This is a genomic window from Streptomyces sp. NPDC014870 (assembly GCF_043081505.1).
Taxonomy (GTDB): Bacteria; Actinomycetota; Actinomycetes; order Streptomycetales; family Streptomycetaceae; genus Streptomyces.
Genome location: NZ_JBIBWQ010000001.1, coordinates 960,326 through 979,136 on the forward strand (window position 1 = coordinate 960,326; position 18,811 = coordinate 979,136).

The window sequence follows — 18,811 nt, forward strand, 5'->3', positions numbered from 1 at the left end:
GTCGAGCGCATGCGCGCGGTGACCCGCGTAGACCGTCGGCGGGACCCCGCCCGGGGGGCGCGCGAGCCCTCGCTCCGAGCGCTCATTTGTCAGCCTCATGAGATCGATTGAGGATGACGCGAGGACCGTGGAGGCAGGAGGATGACCCCCATGCCAGAGACTTCCAGCAGCCCGCTGCCCCGCCAGGTCGCCGACAGCTACGTCGACGCACTCATCGCACTCGACCCGATCACCGGTACCTACCTGGGAGTCGAAGCCAGCGCAGGCCTCCTTCCCGACTTCTCGCCCGCCGGCCAGGAGGCGGTGGCGGAACTCGCCCGCCGCACCCTCGCCCGGCTCGACGAGGCCGAGCGGCTCCCGGGCGCGGACACCGACGCCGAACGGCGCTGCGCCCGGCTGCTGCGGGAGCGGCTGACGGCCGAACTCGCCGTCCACGACGCCGACGAGGGCCTGTGCGCGGTCGGCAACATGCGCTCCCCCGCGCACAGCGTGCGGATGGTGTTCACGGTGGCGCCGACGGAGACCGAGGCGGACTGGGAGGCCGTCGCGCAGCGGCTGCGCGGGGTTCCGGCGGCGCTCGACGGCTACCGCGAGTCCCTGGCACTGGGCCTTGAGCGCAAGCTCCTGGGCGGGCCCCGGGCGACCACCACCTTCATCGGGCAGCTGACGGAGTGGGCGGGCGGGGACGACGCCGGGGCACGGGGCTGGTTCGAGGAGTTCGCGGCCACGGCGCCGGAGTCGCTCCGCGCCGAGCTGGGTACGGAGCTGGGCTCGGCGGCCCGGGGCGCCACGGAGGCGGTCGTCGCGCTGCGGGACTGGATGCGCGACGTCTACGCCCCGGCCGTCGCGGGCGCGCCCGACACGGTGGGCCGCGAGCGGTACCGCCGCTGGTCGCGGTACTTCAACGGCACCGACCTGGACCTCGACCAGGCGTACGCGTACGGCTGGTCCGAGTACCACCGGCTCCTGGGCGAGATGCGGACCGAGGCGGACCGCATCCTGCCCGGCTCCGGCCCGTGGGAGGCGCTCGCCCATCTCGACGTCCACGGCACGCACATCGAGGGCGTCGAGGAGGTACGGGTCTGGCTCCAGGGCCTGATGGACGAGGCGATCGAGGCGCTGGACGGCACCCACTTCGAACTCGCCGAGCGGGTCCGGAAGGTGGAGTCGCACATCGCCCCGCCGGGCGGCGCCGCCGCGCCGTACTACACGGGCCCGTCGGAGGACTTCTCCCGGCCGGGCCGCACCTGGCTGCCGGTCGACGGCCAGACCCGGTTCCCGGTGTACGACCTGGTGTCGACCTGGTACCACGAGGGCGTGCCCGGACACCACCTGCAGATCGCGCAGTGGGTGCACGTCGCCGACCAGCTCTCCCGCTACCAGGCGACCATCGGCGGGGTCAGCGCCAACGCGGAGGGTTGGGCCCTCTACGCGGAGCGGCTGATGGACGAGCTGGGTTTCCTGCCCGACGCCGAGCGGCGCCTCGGCTACCTGGACGCGCAAATGATGCGGGCCTGCCGGGTGATCGTCGACATCGGCATGCACCTGCGTCTGGAGATCCCGGCGGACTCGCCGTTCCATCCGGGCGAGCAGTGGACGCCCGAGCTGGCGCAGGAGTTCTTCCAGCGGCACAGCAGCCGGCCGCCGGCCTTCGTCGAGAGCGAGATGACCCGCTATCTCTCGATGCCGGGGCAGGCGATCGGCTACAAGCTGGGCGAGCGTGCCTGGCTGCTCGGCCGCGAGAACGCGCGGGCCGCGCACGGCGACGCGTTCGACGCGAAGGCCTGGCACATGGCGGCGCTCTCGCAGGGGCCGCTGGGCCTCGACGACCTCGTCGAGGAGATCTCGCGGCTCTGACCAGGTGGGATCTCCCGCCCGTCGGGTGTTCCGGACGGTGAGAACTCCCCGGCGATCGCTTGATCGCCCGGGGATTCCGCTGCACCATCACGGTCATGACCGTCTTGACCGGATACACCCCGGACGCCACCGACTGGCGCATCCTCGACGCCCTGCAGAGCCAGGGCCGGGCCAGCTTCACCGAACTGGCCCGCGCCGTGTCCATGTCGGCCTCCGCCGTGACCGAGCGGGTGCGCCGACTGGAGGAGGCCGGGGTGATCACGGGGTACGCGGCCGTCGTCGCCCCGGAGCGGCTCGGTCTGCCGATCCTCGCCTTCGTCCGGCTGCGCTACCCCAACGGCAACTACAAGCCGTTCCACGACCTGATCGCGTCCACCCCCGAGGTCCTGGAGGCGCACCACGTGACCGGCGACGACTGCTTCGTCCTGAAGGTGGCCGCCCGGTCCATGAAGCACCTGGAGGAGATCTCCGGCAAGGTGGGCGCGCTGGGTTCGGTGACGACGAGCGTGGTGTACTCCTCGCCCCTCCCCCGGCGCGCGATCGGCCGCTGATCCCGGAGCGACGCATCCGGTCCCGCCCCGCTCAGAAGCGGTCCGTGCCGAATGCGCTCCGCGCAGCCGACACCAGCTCCCGGCGCGCCAGATGGTGGTTCTCCTTGCGCGCCTCCCGGTCCTGGGCGGCGTCGTCCCACTGGTCCCGGGTCCTGCGCAGCAACATGGCCGCCTGCTCGGCGCCGAAGCCGGGCAGGTCGTCGAGAGCCCGCCGCGCGTCCGCGTACTCGGGGGACGATTCCCGCTGGACGAGGGGTACGCCGTCGACCGCCTGCCAGAGCCTCTCGGTCGCCTCCCGCGCCCTGACCGCCGCCGGGTCCCCCTGTGTCGAGCGCCGGTACAGCTCCTTCTTGGCCCGGTGGGCGGGGGCGGCCCGCTGGGCCGTCCAGTACATGCTGCCGACGGCCTTGCGGAGTTCGTCGACGGGGACGAGGAGCGCCGCCGGCGCCGCCAGTTCGGCCTCGGCGTGGGTGAGCGTGAACGCGTGCCAGCGCCGCCGTACCTCCGGCACGGAGTCCGTGGTGTAGAGCTGGTCCGCGGCCTCCATGCACTCGCTCGCGGCTCTCAGGTAGGCCGCGAGGAGCGACCAGCGGCGGTCGAACAGCGCCTGGTGGTGCGCGGCCTCGGCCGCTATCCGCGCGGCCTCCTGGGCGGCCTTGGCCTGGGCCTGGCCGCCCCGTGCCTGGACCCAGCCGCCGAGCACCGTGCCCAGGGCCGTGCCGCCGACGGCGACCGATCCGATCACCGCCGACGTGATACTCGCGTCCATCGGACGCCCCCCCTGTTCCGAGTTGTCGCGGAAGCCGGCGTGTCAGGCGCCGGTTCCCTGCTGCCGTACCGCCGACCCCGTCCGTTCCTTGACGACCTCCAGCTGCGCGGGGATACGTCGTCGCAGGTCGGCGACGTGGCTGACGATGCCGACGCTGCGGTCCCGTTCCCGCAGCGAGTCGAGGACGTCCAGGACTTCGTCCAGGGTCTGGTCGTCGAGGCTGCCGAAGCCCTCGTCGATGAAGAGGGTGTCGAGGCGGACGCCGCCGGCCTCGTCGGTGACGACGTCGGCGAGGCCCAGGGCGAGGGACAGGGAGGCGAAGAAGGTCTCGCCTCCGGAGAGGGTGGCGGTGTCCCGCTCGTTGCCCGTCCAGGCGTCGACGACGTGCAGGCCGAGGCCGGCCCGCTTGCCGCCGGAGCGGGCGTCGGAGTGGACCAGGGTGTAGCGGCCGGAGGACATCCGCTGGAGCCGGGCCGTCGCCGCGGCCGCGACCTGTTCGAGCCGGGCGGCGAGGACGTAGGACTCCAGGCGCATCTTCCGTTCGTTCTCCGCCGAGGTGCCCGCGGTCAGTCCGGCGAGCCGGGCGACCCGTTCGTACTCCGCGCGCAGCGGTCCGAGGCGGCGGACCTCGGTGTCGGTCTGCCGGGAGAGGCGGGCCAGTTCGGCGCCGCGCTCACGCACGGCGGCGAGGGTGGAGCCGGCCTCGCGCAGGGCGCGCTCGGCGGAGGTGTGCGCCGCCTCCGCGGCCTCCGGGTCGGCGGGCGGGTGCTCGGCGGCGGCCCGGGTCTCCGGCTCGGCGAGCCGGTCGGCGACGGCGGCGGCCTCCGCCTGCCAGGCGTCGAGGCGGTGCTGGAGTGTGCGGTGCTCACCGTCCTGGAGGAGGGCGGCGGCGGCCTCGTCGGGGGTGTCGAACCCGGCCCGGAACGCGGTGTCGGCGAGCTTGCCGTCGGCCTCCTTGAGGCGCCGGGCGGTGAGTTCCACATGGCGTACCGTCTCGGCGGCCTCGATCAGGACGGCGATCTTCCGCTCCAGCAGGGAGGCCTGCTCGGCGACGCTCGCGGACGCGCCGCGCCCCCGGGCCACTTCGGCGTCCAGGGCGGTCTGCTCCCGGTCGAGCGCCTCGCGCTGCGAGGTCCGCGCGGCGACGCGCCGCTCGGCGTCCCGCTGTGCCGCCACGCGGTTCTCGTACTCGCGCTCGGCCCGCGCGAGGGCCTCGCGCGCGCCGTGCGTCTGGGCGGCGAGCGCGTGCGCCTCGGCATGCCGGAGCGTCAGCTCCTCGACCTCCGCGGCGAGTTCGTCGACGGAAGGCCCGGCCTCGGCACCGGCACCTTCGCGGACCTCCTCGCGGGCCGCCGCCCACGCCTCCGCGGTGGCGGCGGCATCGACCTCGGCCGTCGTACGGTCCTCCTCGGCGCGCGTGAAGGCGGCGTACGCGGTGTCCTCGGTGACCCGGTCGACGTGGTCGGCGCTCGTGCGGGCGGGGGCCGGGTGGTCGGCGGAGCCGCAGACCTGGCAGGGGTCGCCGGGCGTGAGCGCGGCGGCCAGTTCGGCGGCGATGCCCTGGAGACGGCGGGACTTGACGTCGAGCCAGCGCTCGTGGGCTTCGTTGCGGCGCTCGCGGGCGGCCGTCAGGCGGGACTCGGCGGTGGCCGTCCGCTCGGCGAGCTCGTCCCTGCGCCGGGCGGCGGCCAGCCGCCGGCGGGCCGGTTCGAGCCGGCCGGCGAGGTGCTCGGCACGGGCGGCGGCCTCCTGGGCGGCTTCGATCCGGGTCGCGAGGTCGGCCCGGCGGGGCTCCCAGCCCGAGAGCCAGCCGCCCGCGTCCTGGAGGATGTCCTCGTCCGCGCGGGCCTGCCGGTCGAGGTCGGCGCGCTCCCGCGTGATCTCGGCGGCGCGTCGCTCCGCACGCCGGGCGGACTCGAGGCCGCCCAGTTCCTCGGTCAGCCGTCGCTCCCGGGCGGACAGCTGCTCCGCGCCCTCGTCGGCCAGTTCGGCGGGCAGCCGGCCGAGGCTCTGCTCGCGGGCCGACCGCGCCGAGCCGTGGTCGCGCTCCGCGTCGGCGCGCAGGGAGAGGGCCGGGGCCACGAGATCGGCCTTGCGGGAGCGGTCGAGCATCGCCTGGACGCGGTCCCGCTCGGGCCTGCCCGACTCCAGCGCCTCCTGGCGGCGCAGGGTCTCCGCGTGCCGCGCCTGACGGACCGCCAGGTCCCGTTCCCGGTCGAGGGTCCTGCGGGCGGTGGCCTGCCGTGACTCGGCGGCCGAGACCGCCGCGTCGGCGATGTCGAGGGCTTCGCGCGCCTCGGACCGGGCGACGGCGGCCTGGGTCAGGACGGCCTGGGCGAGGCCGGGCTCGCCCGGCCGCTCGTCGACGACCGAACCGCCGGTGACCTGCGCCGTGCGGTGGGCCAGCGCGAGCAGCCGCTCGTCGCCCTCCCTTACCTGCTGCTCCGCGACGCGGCGCAGATCCGCGAGGCGCTCCTCGACGGCCGCGAACCGGCGGGTGTCGAAGAGCCGTCCGAGCAGCTTGCCGCGGGCCTCCGCGTCCGCGCGCAGGAAGCGCGCGAAGTCGCCCTGGGGCAGGAGCACGACCTGGCAGAACTGCTCGCGGCTCATGCCGAGGAGCTGGGTGATCTCCTCGCCGATCTCCTGGTGCGAGCGGCTGAGGGCGGTCCACTCGCCCGTGCCGGAGTCGTACGCGCGCAGCCAGCTCTGGGCCTTCTCCGTGGTGAAGCCGCCGCCCCGCTTCTTCGGGCGGGGCTGCGCGGGCCGTCGGGTGATCTCCAACCGCCGCTCTCCGACGGTCAGTTCGAGCTGCACCTCGGTGTAGGTGCCGGCCGGGGCGTGGTCGCTGCGCAGCGAGGTGCCGGGAGACTGCCGGGCGCCGGGCACGGCTCCGTACAGGGCGTAGCAGACGGCGTCGAGGACGGAGGTCTTGCCCGCGCCCGTGGGGCCGTGCAGGAGGAAGAGGCCCGCGTCGGAGAGCGCGTCGAAGTCGACCTCCTGGGTGGCGCCGAAGGGGCCGAAGGCGGTGACGGAGAGGCGGTGGAGTCTCACCGGGCGCCCACCTCGCGCTCCGCGGCCGCCGCGTCGACGCGGACGTCGTCGAAGGCGCCGTACAGCACGGTCCGTTCGGTGTCGTCGGGTCCGGCGCCGCCGCGCACATGGGCCACGAAGTCCTCCGCGATCTGCTGGTCGCTGCGGTCGCGCAGCCGCTGGGCGTACGAGGCGGACGGGTCGTCCTCGGCGCGCTCGGGCTCGAAGACCAGGTGCAGGGTGTGCGGGAAGCGCTCGGTGAGCCGGGCCATGGGCTCGGCGGGCCGCACCGGGTCGGTGAGCGTCGCCTCGACCCAGGCCTCCTCGTGCCCTACGAGCGCGGGGTCGGCGAGCAGCTCGTCGAGGCGGCCGCGGATGCGGGCGAGGGCGCGGGGGGCGGGGCAGTCCACGCGCTCCGCCGCCTCGATCGCGCCGTCGGGACCGAGGTCGATCAGCCACATGGTCTTGCGGTGGTGGACCTCGGAGAAGGAGTACGCGAGGGGGGAGCCGGAGTAGCGGACGCGCGGGGTGACGGTCTGGCTGCCGTGCAGATGGCCGAGGGCCATGTAGTCGACGCCGTCGAACACTCCGGCGGGTACGGCGGAGACGCCGCCGACGGTGATGTCCCGCTCGCTGTCGCTCGGTTCGCCGCCGGCGACGAAGGCGTGCGCGAGGACGACGGAGCGGGTGCCGGCGGGCCGGGCGGCGAGGTCGGCCCTGACCCGGTCCATGGCGGCGGAGAGCACCGCCTCGTGCCCTGCCCTGGCGGCCCCGAGTCGCTCGCGCACCAGGGCCGGTTCCAGGTACGGCAGGCCGTAGAGCGCGACGTCGCCGTGGGCGTCGGCGAGGACGACGGGGGTGCCGACGCCGGCCGGGTCCGTGCGGAGGTGGACGCCGGCCCGCTCGATGAGCCCGGCGCCGACGCCGAGGCGGCGGGCCGAGTCGTGGTTGCCGGAGATCATGACCGTCGGCACCCCGGCCTCGGCCAGCCGGTGCAGGGCGGTGTCGAAGAGCTCCACGGCGGAGAGCGGCGGCACAGCCCGGTCGTAGACATCCCCTGCGACCAGGACCGCGTCCACGTCACGCTCGCGCACCGTCGCCACGAGGTGGTCCAGGAACGCGGACTGGGCGTCGAGCAGGCTCACCCGGTGGAACGACCGCCCCAGGTGCCAGTCCGACGTGTGCAGGAATCTCATGATCCAGGAGCGTATCGGTGGGGTCGGACAACGGCGGTGGCTTCGGGGATTCCGGTGACCGCGGCCGTCCCGGTCCCGGTGGCGGCCATGGGATCGCGACGCTCACGCATCGCCGTACGCCTCTCCGCCCAGCTCCAGCCTCGCGGCGCCGGCCGTCACGTCGGCGAGCCAGCCGCGGAAGGCGTCGACGTCGGCGTCCGGGAGCCCGATCTCCAGGGTGACGGCCTCGCCGTAGCGCACGTCACGCACGTTCCGCCCGGTCGCCCGCAGGTCGTTCTCCAGCTTGCCCGCGCGCTGGTGGTCGACGGTCACGGTGGCGAGGCGGTAGCGCTGCCGGGTGAGGGTGCCGAGCGCGTCCAGGGCCTCGCCGACCACGCCGCCGTACGCCCGGATCAGACCGCCCGCGCCGAGCTTCACGCCGCCGTAGTAGCGGGTGACGACGGCGGCGACGTACCGCACCTCGCGTCGCAGGAGCATCTGGAGCATGGGGACGCCGGCGGTGCCGCCCGGCTCGCCGTCGTCGCTCGCCTTCTGGACGGCGGCGTCGGCGCCGATGACGTACGCGAAGCAGTTGTGGCTCGCGGTCGGGTGCTCCCTGCGGACGCGCGCGACGAACTCCTGCGCCTCCTGCTCGGTCGCCACCGGCGCGAGCGCGCAGAGGAAGCGCGAGCGGTTGATCTCGGTCTCGTGCACACCCTCGCGGGCGATCGTGCGGTACTGCTCCTGCATCCCGCCACCCTATGCGCCCGGGAACGCGCCCCTGTCCCCCGCCGTCCGCTCCTGCTCGTCGCCGAGGTCAGCGAGCGGCAGGGCCCGCAGGGCCAGGGCCCAGCCGAGGCGGGTCTCGCCGGACTCGCTGGAGCGGCCGGTGAGCTCCGCGATACGGCTGATGCGGTTGAGGACCGTGTTGCGGTGGCAGTAGAGCCGCTCGGCGGCCCGGGCGGCGGAGCAGCCGCAGTCCAGCCAGACCCGGAGGGTCTCCAGGAGGGCGGCGCGCTCTCCGGCGGTGGCGAGGACCGGCCCGAGGTGGACGGCGACGATCCGGTCCATGATGTCGCGCCGGCCGCTGAGCAGCACCTCGGTGAGCCGGTCGTCGAACGCCGCGGCCTCGCCGCTGCCGACGGGGAGGGTACGGAGGGTCTGTTCGGCGAGCCGGAGGGCCCGGCCCGCCTGGGCGAGCCGGTCGAACTCGGGGGAGACCCCGGCGGTGGTGCCGGTCTGCCGGCGGAGCAGGTCGAGCAGGCCGCGCGCGGCGTCGGCGCCGCGCGGCAGCCGCACGATGCCGGCATAGCGACCGGCGCGGGGGCGCCAGAAGGACCAGAGTCCCGCGGCCTCCAGGACCGGCGCCGGGTGGGGCGGGGCGGCCGGGTTCTGGGCGGCGACCACAACGACGTACCGGTCGCTCACGGGGACCCCGAGGGCGGCGGAGGCGGCCGTGGCGACGGCGGGATCGTCGGCGCGGCCGTCGAGCAGGGCCTCGAAGAGGGCGACGCGGCGGGTGTCCTGGCGGCTCTGCATCTCCAGCTGCGTGAGCCGGTAGGCGTCGGCCATGGCGACCGAGTAGCGGTCGATCGTCTCCCACAGGGCGCCGGCGACGTCGAGTTCGGTGTCCCTGGTGTCGCTGTCCCGGCCGGGCCGGGCGCGCAGGTGTTCCGCCATGACCTGCCAGAGGACCCGGCCGCCTCGGCGGTAGGCGCGCAGGACGGTGTCGAGCGGTACGTCCTGCTCGGCCCGTCGCCGGCCGGTCTCGCGGGCGGCCTGCTCGAAGTCCACCCCGGTGGGGGCGAGACCGCCGAAGTCCTGGAGGGCCCGCAGCAGGTTGTCCCGGCAGATCTCCCACAGGTCCGCGCGGGTGACGGGGGTCCCGGAGGCGTACGTACCGCTGTGGGCGCGGATGTCGTCCACGGCGCGGTCGGTGAGCCGGGCCAGGTCGCCGATGAGGGAGGTGGCGAGGGTACGGCGCAGGGCCGCACCGGCGACGCCACCGGGCACCGCCACGGGAACGACGGGGCCGGGACCGGACGCGGATCCGGCGCCGGACGCGGGGCCGGTCCGGGGGCCCGGGCCGGAGGTCGCCGCCGGAGTGGGGTTCATGGGCGCACCGTAACGCCGTCGTTTGGCGGATGCCACGCCCCGGACATCCCGGAGGGGCCACTGCCCACCGCCCGAGGTCACATGCTGGGCAGATGCACATGGTGCCCGACCCGTACCAGGAACGATTCTGTGCCGTGTCCGGCCTGTCAACGCAGCGTTTCCTGGAGCGTGCCATGTCACTGAGCGTCGCCAACGTCCTGGGCGAGTCCGCCCGCCGGTACCCGGACCGGATCGCGGTCGTCGAGGGGGCGGTCCGGCTGACCTACCGGGAGCTGTGGCACGACGCGCTGCGCTGCGCGGCCGGTCTGCGGGCCGCGGGGGTGCGGCCGGGCGACCGGGTGGCCGTGCTGCTGCCGAACACCACGGAGTTCCTGCGCGTGTACTACGGCGCGCTGGCCGCCGGGGCCACGGTCGTCCCGGTCCACGGCCTGCTGGTCGCCGAGGAGGTGCGGTACGTCCTGGAGCACAGCGGCGCGGTCGCGGTCGTGAGCGGCGGGCCCCTGTGGGCGGTGGCCGAGGAGGCGGCGCGGAGCGCCGGGGTGCGCGCGCTCCAGGGCGCCCCGACGGCGAAGGTGCCGCTGCGGGCAGCCGAGCCGGCCGGGCCCGGCGACACGGCGGTGATCCTCTACACGAGCGGGACGACGGGCCGCCCGAAGGGCGCCCTCCTCACCCACCTCAACATCGTCCTCAACGCGTCCGTGACCTCCCAGGACCTGCTGGGCATGGGTGCGCAGGACGTCGTCCTCGGCTGTCTGCCGCTCTTCCACAGCTACGGGCAGACCTGCGCGATGAACGGGACGCTGCGGGTCGGCGCGACGCTCGTCCTGATGCCCCGGTTCAGCGGCCCCGCGGCGCTCGCGGCGCTGGTCGAGGAGGGCGTCACCGTCTTCATGGGCGTACCGACGATGTACCACGCGCTGGTGGAGGCGGCGGCCTCCGACGAGCGGCGGCCGGTGGCGCTGCGGGCGGCCGTGTCGGGCGGCGCCGCGCTTCCCGTCGCCGTGCTCGAACGATTCGAGGAGACCTTCTCCACCCAGGTCCTGGAGGGGTACGGCCTGACCGAGACCTCACCGGTCGCCACCTTCAACCAGCCGCACCTCGGGACGCGCCCCGGCACCGTGGGGCACCCGGTGTGGGGCGTCGAGGTCGAGGTCGCCGACGCGGCCGTCGACGACCGGATCGAGCTCCTCGCGGACGGCGGGATCGGCGAGGTCGTGGTGCGCGGTCACAACGTCTTCGCGGGGTACCTGGACGATCCGGAGGCGACGGCCGCGGCGGTCGTGGACGGCTGGTTCCGCACCGGGGACCTGGGGGTCCGCGACGAGGACGGCTTCCTGAGCATCGTGGACCGGAAGAAGGACCTGGTGATCCGGGGCGGCTTCAACATCTACCCGCGCGAGGTCGAGGAGGTCCTCGTCCGGCACCCGGCGGTCTCGGAGGTCGCGGTGATCGGCGTCCCCGACGAGGCGAGGGGCGAGGAGGTCTGCGCCGTGGTCGTCCTGCGTCCGGGGGCGGAGGACGTCGGGGCGGCGGAGCTGGTGGAGTGGTCGAAGGAGCGCCTGGGCCGCCACAAGTACCCGCGGCTCGTACGGTTCGTGGACGCGATGCCGCTCGGCCCGACCGGCAAGGTCCTCAAGCGGGCGCTGGTCGCGGCGGGGGCGGGTACGAGTACGTCGGAAGGAAGTCGTGACCGATGACCGGGCTTCGTGAACCGGTGGTGTTCACGCGGGGCGGGACCCTGCGCGGGTTCCGGGTGGAGCGGTCGGGGACGGCGCCGACCGGGTCGTCGGCTCCTACGTCGCGAGGTGTCGCGGCCTTCCTCGGGGTGCCGTACGCCCAGGCGCCGGTGGGGCCGCTGCGCTTCCGGGCGCCCGAGCCCGTCGAGCCGTGGGACGGCGTGCGGGACGCTCTCGCCTTCGGGGCGACGGCGCCCAAGCGCCCGTACAAGGCTCCGCTCGACACGCTCCTCCCTGACCCGGACGTGGCCGGGGAGAACTGCCTCAACCTGAACGTGTGGGCCCCCTGGCCGCCGCCGGACGGGCGGAGTGCCGCGGCCCGGCCCGTCATGGTGTGGATCCACGGCGGTTCCCTGGTCCACGGGTCGTCCGCGGTCCCCGTCTACGACGGGGAGGCGTTCGCCCGCGACGGTGTCGTGCTCGTCTCCCTCAACTACCGGCTCGGCATCGAGGGGTTCGGGGTCTTCCCGGACGCCCCGGCCAACCTGGGGCTGCGTGATCAGCTGGCCGCGCTGACGTGGGTACGGGAGAACATCGCGGCCTTCGGCGGCGACCCGGACCGGGTCACCGTCTTCGGTGAGTCGGCCGGCGCGATCTCCCTCGCGGCGCTGCTCGCCTCCCCGCTCGCGCGGGGCCTGTTCCGGCGGGCTGTGCTCCAGAGCGGGGCGCCGACGGCGCTGCCGCAGGACCGGGCCCGTCGGACGACGGAGGCGATCGCCCGGCGGCTGGGCGTGGCGGCGACGGCGCGGGCGCTGTCCGCCGTACCGGCGGAGCGGCTCCTCGACGCACAGACCGAGGTGACGGGGAAGGGGTCGCCGCTGACCGGCGGACACTCCTTCCAGATCGTCGTGGACGGCGAGGTCCTGCCGCGCGATCCGTTCGAGGCGCTGCGCGCGGGCGCGGCGGCGGACGTGGACCTGCTGATGGGCACGAACACCGAGGAGTACCGGCTGTGGTTCGTGCCGAGCGGGCTCACCGAGCGCATCGGCCGTCTCGCGCTGCGCGCGGCGGCGTGGAAGGCCGGGGTGCCGGCACGGACCGTACGGACGTACCGGTCGCGGCGGCCCGGGGAGACGCCGGGCGAGGTACTGGGCGCGCTCGCCACGGACAAGCTCTTGCGGGTGCCGCAGAACCGACTGGCGGACGCCCGGACGGCAGGGCCGGGCGCCACGTACGTCTACGAGTTCGGCTGGCGTTCCCCCGTCCTCGGCCTGGGCGCCTGCCACGCACTGGAGATCGCTTTCGTCTTCGACACCCTCGACCGGCCGGGGGCGGTGGCCCTGACAGGTCCTGACGCACCGCGCCCGCTCGCCGACGCGATGCACTCCGCCTGGGTGCGATTCGCGACGACGGGCGATCCGGGCTGGCGGCCGTGGGACGGAGCACGGCCGGTGATGACCTTCGGCCGCCCCGACGACGACGGTCCGACCGTGGTCGAGTCGCCGCGCGAGGAGGAGCTGCGGGCCTGGGGCGTCTGAGGCCGCCGGTTCGGGCGCGCGGGCTACGCGGGGACGGGGGTGTCCAGGGGCGCGTCCCCGGCGTCGCCGGACTCCCCTGTGCGCTCGGCGTTCCCGGCCACCGACTCCTGCGACTCCTCCGACTCCTCCTGCTCCGCCGTCGGTTCGCCGAGCTGTTCGCGCAGGTAGTTCCAGACGACCGCGATCAGCGCGGCGACGGGTACGGCGAGCAGGCTGCCGACGATGCCGGCGAGGCTGCCGCCCAGCGTCACGGCCAGCAGGATCACCGCGGCGTGGAGGCCGAGCCCGCGGCTCTGGATCATGGGCTGGAAGACGTTCCCCTCCAGCTGCTGCACGACCACGATGATGGCGAGCACGATGAGCGCGTCCGTCGGGCCGTTGGACACCAGCGCGATGAGGACCGCGACCAGGCCGGCGAACAGGGCTCCCACGATCGGCACGAAGGCCGACACGAAGGTCAGCACGGCCAGCGGGAGCACCAGAGGTACGCCGAGGATCCACAGCCCGATGCCGATGAAGACGGCGTCGAGCAGACCGACGAACGCCTGCGAGCGCACGAACGCGCCCAGCGTCTCCCAGCCGCGCGCGGCCACGACGGGGATGTCGGTGGCCAGTCGGCCGGGGAGCTGGCGCGTCAGCCAGGGCAGGAACCGCGGGCCGTCCTTGAGGAAGAAGAACATGAGGAAGAGCGCGAGGACGGCGGTGACCACGCCGTTGAACACGGTGCCCACCCCCGTGCCGACGGCGCTGACCAGGCTGCCGACACTGTTCTGGACGCGGTCGACTGCCGTGTCGAAGGCGCCGGAGATCTGTTCGTCGCCGATGTTCAGGGGCGGTCCCGCCGCCCACTCGCGCAACGTCTGGATGCCTTGCACCACGCCGTCGGCCAGCTCCCCCGACTGGGACGAGACGGGCACCGCGATCAGCGCGACGATGCCCGCGGCGACAAGGAGGAAGAGCACGGTCACGGCCGACGCCGCGAGCGCGGGCGGCCAGCCCCACCGGCGCAGGAGGCGCGCGAGGGGCCAGGTCAGGGTGGTGAGGAGGAGGGCCACTATGAGGGGCCAGACGACCGACCACATCTTGCCCAGCAGCCACAGCGCGACCCCGGCCATGACGAGGACGACGAGCAACTCGGCGGAGACGCGGGCGGATCGCCGGAGTGCGGCGGCGGCCTTCGTGGAACTCAGGGTGGTGGCAGGCATGGGGTCACCCTATGGGGGCCGGTCGCACCCCATGGATGCCGGTCGGCGCTGCGAGCAACCCATCAGCGCGACCGGCGGTCTCCTCAGGTGTCGCACTCAGCACGACCGGGAAAGGCACACGCACCCCATGACTTTCGATCCCGACCTCTGCCTTGACGTTCCCGCGGGTTTCGACGACTCGGACGCCGAGACCCAGGTGCACGCCATGGCCAGGAAACTCTTTCCCGCCACGACCGCCGCGGGGGCCTTCAAGAAGGCCCACGAGTGGGTGCGGGACCACGACATCCGTCTGGTGGACGTGTCGTGGGACCACTTCGACGACGAGGACGAGCCCTATCAGCTGAGCGTCTACTTCACCTTCGAGCTGGATCCCGAGGACCTCTGACCGGACGTCATGAACGTCGCTCGGGGCCGTCCGGAGAGGCAACGGACCGCCACACGGCGTGACCCCGCGGCCCGGGCCCGCGCGACCCGGGGACCGCCCTCGCGGGGCGCCGGACCCTCCGGCGGGAATCCCCGGCGGCCGCGGCACGTTCCGACACTGGGAGTGTTGGAACTCGGCGACCGGAGACAGAGCGTGCACAGCGACACCGAAACCATCCGCAGGATCCTCGACCAGCACGGCGACACGTGGGCCGTCGTCGGGCTCTCCGCCAACGAGGAGCGCGCCGCCTTCGGCGTCGCGGCCTTCCTGCAGCGGCACGGCAAGCGGATCGTCCCCGTGCACCCGAAGGCCGAGACCGTCCACGGCGAACAGGGCTACGCCTCCCTCGACGCCATCCCCTTCGACGTCGACGTCGTGGACGTGTTCGTCAACAGCGCGCTGGCCGGCGCGGTCGCCGACGAGGCGGTCGCCAAGGGTGCCAAGGCCGTCTGGTTCCAGCTCGGTGTCGTGGACGAGGCCGCGTACGAACGCACCCGGGCCGCGGGCCTCGACATGGTGATGGACCGCTGCCCGGCGATCGAGATCCCGCGGCTGGGCTGAGGGCCCGCCCCGCGGGGCCCCGGCCGCAGGGCCATGGGCTCTGCGGGGCCCGGGCTCACTCGACGCCGAGGCCCTCCAGGACGACCGCCCCGGGCAGCTCCGCGAAGGCCTTGCCCGGGACGATCAGCTTGCCGCGCCGCCGCCCGCTGCCGATGAGGACCCAGGGGATGTCGACCACGGTCTCGTCCACGAGGACGGGCCAGTCGGCCGGGAGCCCGATCGGGGTGATGCCGCCGTACTCCATGCCGCTCTCGCCCGTCGCGGTCTCCATCGGCGCGAACCGCACCTTGCGGGAGCCCAGTTGGCGGCGGGCCACCCCGTTGACGTCGATCCTGGTGGCCGACCGCACCACGCAGGCCGCCAGGGTCGTCTCCTCGCCGCGCTTCCCTGCGACGATCACGCAGTTCGCGGACTGTTCGAGGAGCTCGCGGCCGTGGTTCTCGACGAAGACCGCGGTGTCGGCGATCTCCGGGTCCGTGTCGACGTACAGCAGCTGATCCGTCGGCACGCTGCCCTGCCAGCCGCGTACGGCCGCCGCCACCGGTTCCGTGAGCAGGTCCAGGCAGTCGGGGGCGGGAACGGCGTTGTCGAAGTCTCCGATGGGTGCGCGCATGGCGACCAAGCTAACAGCGGCCGCCGGTAACGGCGTTCGGCGTCTCAGCGTACGGGCGGGATGGAGACGGCCATGGTCATCTCGACCTTCTCGGCGCCGTCGTTGCGGTACGCGTGCGGCACGTTGGCCTCGAAGACGGCGGAGGTGCCCGCCGGGATGCGGTGGTCCTCACCCTCGACCACGAGGGTGAGCTCCCCGGCCGAGACGTGCAGCAGCTCGGTCGTGCCGTCGGGGTGCGGGTCCGACGAACTGCCGTCGCCCGGCATCAGCGTCCACGCCCAGAGCTCGAGCGGGCCGCGCGCCTCGGTGCCGGCGAGCAGGGTGGTGTGGCTGCCGGTCGTGGTGGACCACATGCGGACGGCCTGGTCCGGCGGGACGAGGCGGACGTGCGGGCCCTGCTCGTAGTCGAGGAGGGTGGTGATCGAGACCCCGAGCGCGTCCGCGAGCTTCACGGTGGTGCCGACGCTGGGGTTCGTCCGGGCCTGCTCGATCTGGATGATCATGCCGCGACTGACGCCGGCCCGGGCGGCGAGCGCGTCCAGCGTGAATCCGCGTTCATTGCGCCACCGCTTCAGATTCCGCGCGAGCGACTGCGTGAGCTGATCGAGGTCCGACACATTCCGTCCAATATTTTGGATGACAGAGTCCAACAGACTGAACTACGGTGGGGTCTACCGCGGTGTACCAGCTGTCCACCGCACTGTACTGCGAGACCGCCCCCTGTGAGGATCCATGACCGCGCTGTTCGCCCTGGCCACCGCCCTCCTGTGGGGTCTGGCCGACTTCGGCGGCGGGCTGCTCACCCGGCGCATGCCCGCCCTCACGGTGGTCGTGGCCTCGCAGACCGTCGCGGTCGTCGTCCTGGGGGCCATCGTGGTCGCCACCGGCGGCTGGTCCGAGGCAGGCCCCCAGCTCTGGTACGCCGTCGCCGCGGGCGTGGTCGGCCCGGTCGCGATGCTCTCCTTCTACAAGGCCCTCGCCCTCGGCCCGATGGGCGTGGTCTCCCCGCTCGGCTCGATCGGGGTCGTCGTGCCCGTCTCGGTGGGCCTGCTCATCGGCGACCGGCCGGGGCTCCTCCAGTTCGCCGGGATCGGCGTCGCGATCGTCGGCATCGTCCTGGCCGGCGGTCCGGAGCTGCGCGGGGCGCCCGTGCAGCGCCAGGCCGTGCTCCTCACCCTGGTCGCGGCCTTCGGCTTCGGCTCGGTCATGGCGCTCATCGCCGAGGCCTCCTCGACGCTGACCGGCCTGTTCCTCGCCCTCTTCGTGCAGCGGGTGACGAACGTGGCGGTCGGCGGCGGCGCGCTCTACGTCTCGGTGAAGCGGGGCGGGCGCGCGCTGCCCGAGGGCGGTGGCGGGATGAAGGTCGTGTGGGCGGCCCTCCCGGCGCTCGCCTTCGTCGGCCTCGCGGACGTCGCCGCCAACGGTACGTACTCCATCGCGGCGCAGACCGGCCCGGTGACCGTGGCCGCCGTCCTCGCCAACCTCTACCCGGTCGTCACGGCCCTCGCGGCGCGCGGGGTGCTGAAGGAACGGCTGCGCGCGGTCCAGGCGGCGGGCGCGGGCCTGGCCCTGGTCGGCACGGTCCTGCTGGCCACGGGCTGAGGCGACGCCCACGGGCCGGCTCCGGCGCCGCCTCCTAGGGAGTGTCCGGAAAGTATGGGCGTCCGCCCGAAGGGCGGGGCCGGCGGCGTCCGGTGCGTGCGATCGCAAGGCGCCGGGATGTCCTAGTAGCGGAGCTACTCGGGCATTTCGGCAACGCGGCGAGCGTGCGTGCCGGGGCGTCGCCGGCCAGGCCAGACTTTCCGGACACTCCCTAGAGCCTGGTCAGCCCTCGGCGAGGTCCCAGGCCGCGAGCGCGGCGAGCTGCTCGTGGGTGACCCCGTCCGGAATCGGGGTCGGCGCCGGGGTCCGCAGCGGCGGCTGCCAGCCCCGCTCCGGGTCCCAGCTGCGGACGACCTTCGCCGGAGCCCCGGCGACCACCGCATGGTCCGGGACCTCTCCCCGTACGACCGCGCCCGCCGCGACCACCACGTTCCGGCCGAGCTTCGCGCCGGGCAGGATCACGGCCCCCGTGCCCAGCCAGCAGCCCGGCCCGATCTCGACGGGCTCGGAGCGCGGCCACTGCCTGCCGACCGGCTCGTCGGGGTCGTCGTAACTGTGGTTGGTCGAGGTGATGTAGACGTACGGCCCGCAGTACGTGTCCGAGCCGATCGTCACCGAGGTGTCGGCGATGACGTGGCTGCCGCGCCCCAGGACGACGCCGTTGCCGAGGGTCAGGACCGTGTCGGGACCGAGGTCGAGGCCGGGCAGCATCCCCGCGGTCAGGGTGACCTGCTCGGCGATGATGCAGCACTCGCCGATCTCGATCCACCGCTCGCCGAAGACCGTGCCCTGCGGGAAGGCCAGCCGGGTGCCCGCGCCGAGGCGCTTGAAGCGCAGCCGCCCGGGACTGTCGGCGGTCACGGCACCGGCCTCCTGCACCCAGCGCCACCCGCCTTGGACGGCGCGGGCGAGAACGCGGCGCCGCCAGGCGGTGAAAGAAGAGAACGTGTTTCTGTTCCTGGGCACCCGCACACGGTAGTCGGCACGGTCGTACCTGATCAGTCGGGTGCCCTGTGATGTCCGTCATGAGCCACGGTTAGGGTGCCGGGGAGGCGTGACGCACGTACGAGGGAGCAGGAGCGAACGATGACCGAGGCGTTGATCAAGGGCGTGGGCGGCAAGGATCCGCAGGTCGATCCGACCGCCTTCACGGCGCCGACCTCCGTGGTGCTCGGCGACGTCACGCTGGGCGCCCGCGCGAGCGTCTGGTACCACGCGGTGCTCCGGGCGGACTGCGGTCCCATCACCGTCGGTGAGGACTCGAACATCCAGGACAACTGCACCGTCCACGTCGACCCGGGCTTCCCGGTCTCGATCGGCGACCGGGTGACGGTCGGCCACAACGCGACCGTGCACGGCTGCGTCATCGAGGACGACGTCCTGGTCGGCATGGGCGCCACGGTCCTCAACGGGGCCAGGATCGGCGCCGGTTCGCTGATCGCGGCGCAGGCGCTCGTCCCGCAGGGGATGGAGATCCCGCCGGGTTCGCTGGTGGCGGGCGTGCCGGCGAAGGTGCGACGGCCGCTGACCGAGGAGGAGCAGGCGGGCATCCGCCTCAACGCGGAGATGTACCTCCACCTGGCCAAGGGCCACGCCGAGGCGTTCCAGGACTGAGATCCCGCTTCTGCACAGCGCGAGGGCGCGGCGGCCGTGCGGCCACCGCGCCCTCGCGCGTACGTCGAGCTTCCCGCGAAG

17 protein-coding genes are annotated in these 18,811 nt (G+C 74.0%); 8 read left to right on the forward strand and 9 right to left on the reverse strand.

The features are described from left to right. The first annotated feature begins 150 nt into the window (after positions 1 to 150). On the forward strand, positions 151 to 1,857 hold the full coding sequence (locus ACF09C_RS04035; protein WP_392088366.1) for a DUF885 domain-containing protein: 1,707 nt from the start codon (positions 151 to 153) through the stop codon (positions 1,855 to 1,857). A 104-nt stretch (positions 1,858 to 1,961) separates the two neighbouring features. Further along, positions 1,962 to 2,408 carry an Lrp/AsnC family transcriptional regulator gene (locus tag ACF09C_RS04040; protein WP_392088696.1) on the forward strand — a complete coding sequence of 149 codons (447 nt, stop codon included), beginning with the start codon at positions 1,962 to 1,964 and terminating at the stop codon, positions 2,406 to 2,408. 31 nt (positions 2,409 to 2,439) lie between these two features. On the opposite strand, the gene ACF09C_RS04045 is transcribed toward ACF09C_RS04040, so the two are convergent. The 5 genes from ACF09C_RS04045 to ACF09C_RS04065 all read right to left on the reverse strand — a co-directional run bounded on the left by ACF09C_RS04045 (position 2,440) and on the right by ACF09C_RS04065 (position 9,497). Beyond that, the gene (locus ACF09C_RS04045; RefSeq protein ID WP_392088368.1) at positions 2,440 to 3,177 is read right to left on the reverse strand and encodes a hypothetical protein; all 738 of its coding nucleotides are present in this window, start codon (positions 3,175 to 3,177) and stop codon (positions 2,440 to 2,442) included. Positions 3,178 to 3,219: 42 nt separating this feature from the next. Next, on the reverse strand, positions 3,220 to 6,228 hold the full coding sequence (locus ACF09C_RS04050) for an AAA family ATPase (RefSeq protein ID WP_392088370.1): 3,009 nt from the start codon (positions 6,226 to 6,228) through the stop codon (positions 3,220 to 3,222). Further along, entirely contained in the window at positions 6,225 to 7,403 is a 1,179-nt protein-coding gene (locus tag ACF09C_RS04055) for an exonuclease SbcCD subunit D (protein WP_392088373.1), read from the reverse strand. The genes ACF09C_RS04050 and ACF09C_RS04055 overlap by 4 nt, the downstream gene beginning before the upstream one ends. 102 nt (positions 7,404 to 7,505) lie before the next feature. Beyond that, positions 7,506 to 8,132: a YigZ family protein gene (locus ACF09C_RS04060; protein WP_392088375.1), complete on the reverse strand. Its 627-nt coding sequence runs from the start codon at positions 8,130 to 8,132 to the stop codon at positions 7,506 to 7,508. 9 nt (positions 8,133 to 8,141) lie between these two features. Then, positions 8,142 to 9,497, reverse strand: a complete 1,356-nt coding sequence (locus ACF09C_RS04065; RefSeq protein WP_392088378.1) for a PucR family transcriptional regulator — start codon at positions 9,495 to 9,497, stop codon at positions 8,142 to 8,144. A gap of 173 nt (positions 9,498 to 9,670) precedes the next feature. Between ACF09C_RS04065 and ACF09C_RS04070 the strand changes: the two genes are divergently transcribed. Further along, positions 9,671 to 11,194 carry a long-chain fatty acid--CoA ligase gene (locus ACF09C_RS04070; RefSeq protein WP_392088380.1) on the forward strand — a complete coding sequence of 508 codons (1,524 nt, stop codon included), beginning with the start codon at positions 9,671 to 9,673 and terminating at the stop codon, positions 11,192 to 11,194. Continuing rightward, positions 11,191 to 12,711 carry a carboxylesterase/lipase family protein gene (locus tag ACF09C_RS04075; RefSeq protein WP_392088383.1) on the forward strand — a complete coding sequence of 507 codons (1,521 nt, stop codon included), beginning with the start codon at positions 11,191 to 11,193 and terminating at the stop codon, positions 12,709 to 12,711. Before ACF09C_RS04070 ends, ACF09C_RS04075 begins: the two co-directional genes overlap by 4 nt. A 23-nt stretch (positions 12,712 to 12,734) precedes the next feature. On the opposite strand, the gene ACF09C_RS04080 is transcribed toward ACF09C_RS04075, so the two are convergent. Further along, positions 12,735 to 13,916: an AI-2E family transporter gene (locus tag ACF09C_RS04080; RefSeq protein WP_392088386.1), complete on the reverse strand. Its 1,182-nt coding sequence runs from the start codon at positions 13,914 to 13,916 to the stop codon at positions 12,735 to 12,737. A 127-nt stretch (positions 13,917 to 14,043) separates the two neighbouring features. Here ACF09C_RS04080 and ACF09C_RS04085 point away from each other — a divergent pair, with 127 nt between their 5' ends. Next, positions 14,044 to 14,301 (forward strand): hypothetical protein, encoded by a 258-nt coding sequence (locus tag ACF09C_RS04085; RefSeq protein ID WP_392088388.1) that lies wholly within the window; start codon positions 14,044 to 14,046, stop codon positions 14,299 to 14,301. A 192-nt stretch (positions 14,302 to 14,493) separates the two neighbouring features. Then, positions 14,494 to 14,901, forward strand: coding sequence for a CoA-binding protein (locus tag ACF09C_RS04090; RefSeq protein WP_392088390.1), 408 nt, complete (start codon positions 14,494 to 14,496; stop codon positions 14,899 to 14,901). A gap of 55 nt (positions 14,902 to 14,956) precedes the next feature. Here the strand turns inward: ACF09C_RS04090 and ACF09C_RS04095 are convergent, their stop codons facing one another. Continuing rightward, positions 14,957 to 15,514, reverse strand: coding sequence for a YbaK/EbsC family protein (locus ACF09C_RS04095; protein WP_392088392.1), 558 nt, complete (start codon positions 15,512 to 15,514; stop codon positions 14,957 to 14,959). 44 nt (positions 15,515 to 15,558) lie between these two features. Beyond that, positions 15,559 to 16,131: a helix-turn-helix domain-containing protein gene (locus tag ACF09C_RS04100; protein WP_392088395.1), complete on the reverse strand. Its 573-nt coding sequence runs from the start codon at positions 16,129 to 16,131 to the stop codon at positions 15,559 to 15,561. A 115-nt stretch (positions 16,132 to 16,246) separates the two neighbouring features. Between ACF09C_RS04100 and ACF09C_RS04105 the strand changes: the two genes are divergently transcribed. After that, entirely contained in the window at positions 16,247 to 17,116 is an 870-nt protein-coding gene (locus ACF09C_RS04105; protein ID WP_392088397.1) for an EamA family transporter, read from the forward strand. Positions 17,117 to 17,338: 222 nt separating this feature from the next. Here the strand turns inward: ACF09C_RS04105 and ACF09C_RS04110 are convergent, their stop codons facing one another. Continuing rightward, positions 17,339 to 18,082 carry an acyltransferase gene (locus ACF09C_RS04110; RefSeq protein ID WP_392088399.1) on the reverse strand — a complete coding sequence of 248 codons (744 nt, stop codon included), beginning with the start codon at positions 18,080 to 18,082 and terminating at the stop codon, positions 17,339 to 17,341. Between the two features lie 120 nt (positions 18,083 to 18,202). Between ACF09C_RS04110 and ACF09C_RS04115 the strand changes: the two genes are divergently transcribed. Then, positions 18,203 to 18,730, forward strand: coding sequence for a gamma carbonic anhydrase family protein (locus ACF09C_RS04115; RefSeq protein WP_392088402.1), 528 nt, complete (start codon positions 18,203 to 18,205; stop codon positions 18,728 to 18,730). The last annotated feature ends 81 nt before the right edge of the window (positions 18,731 to 18,811 follow it).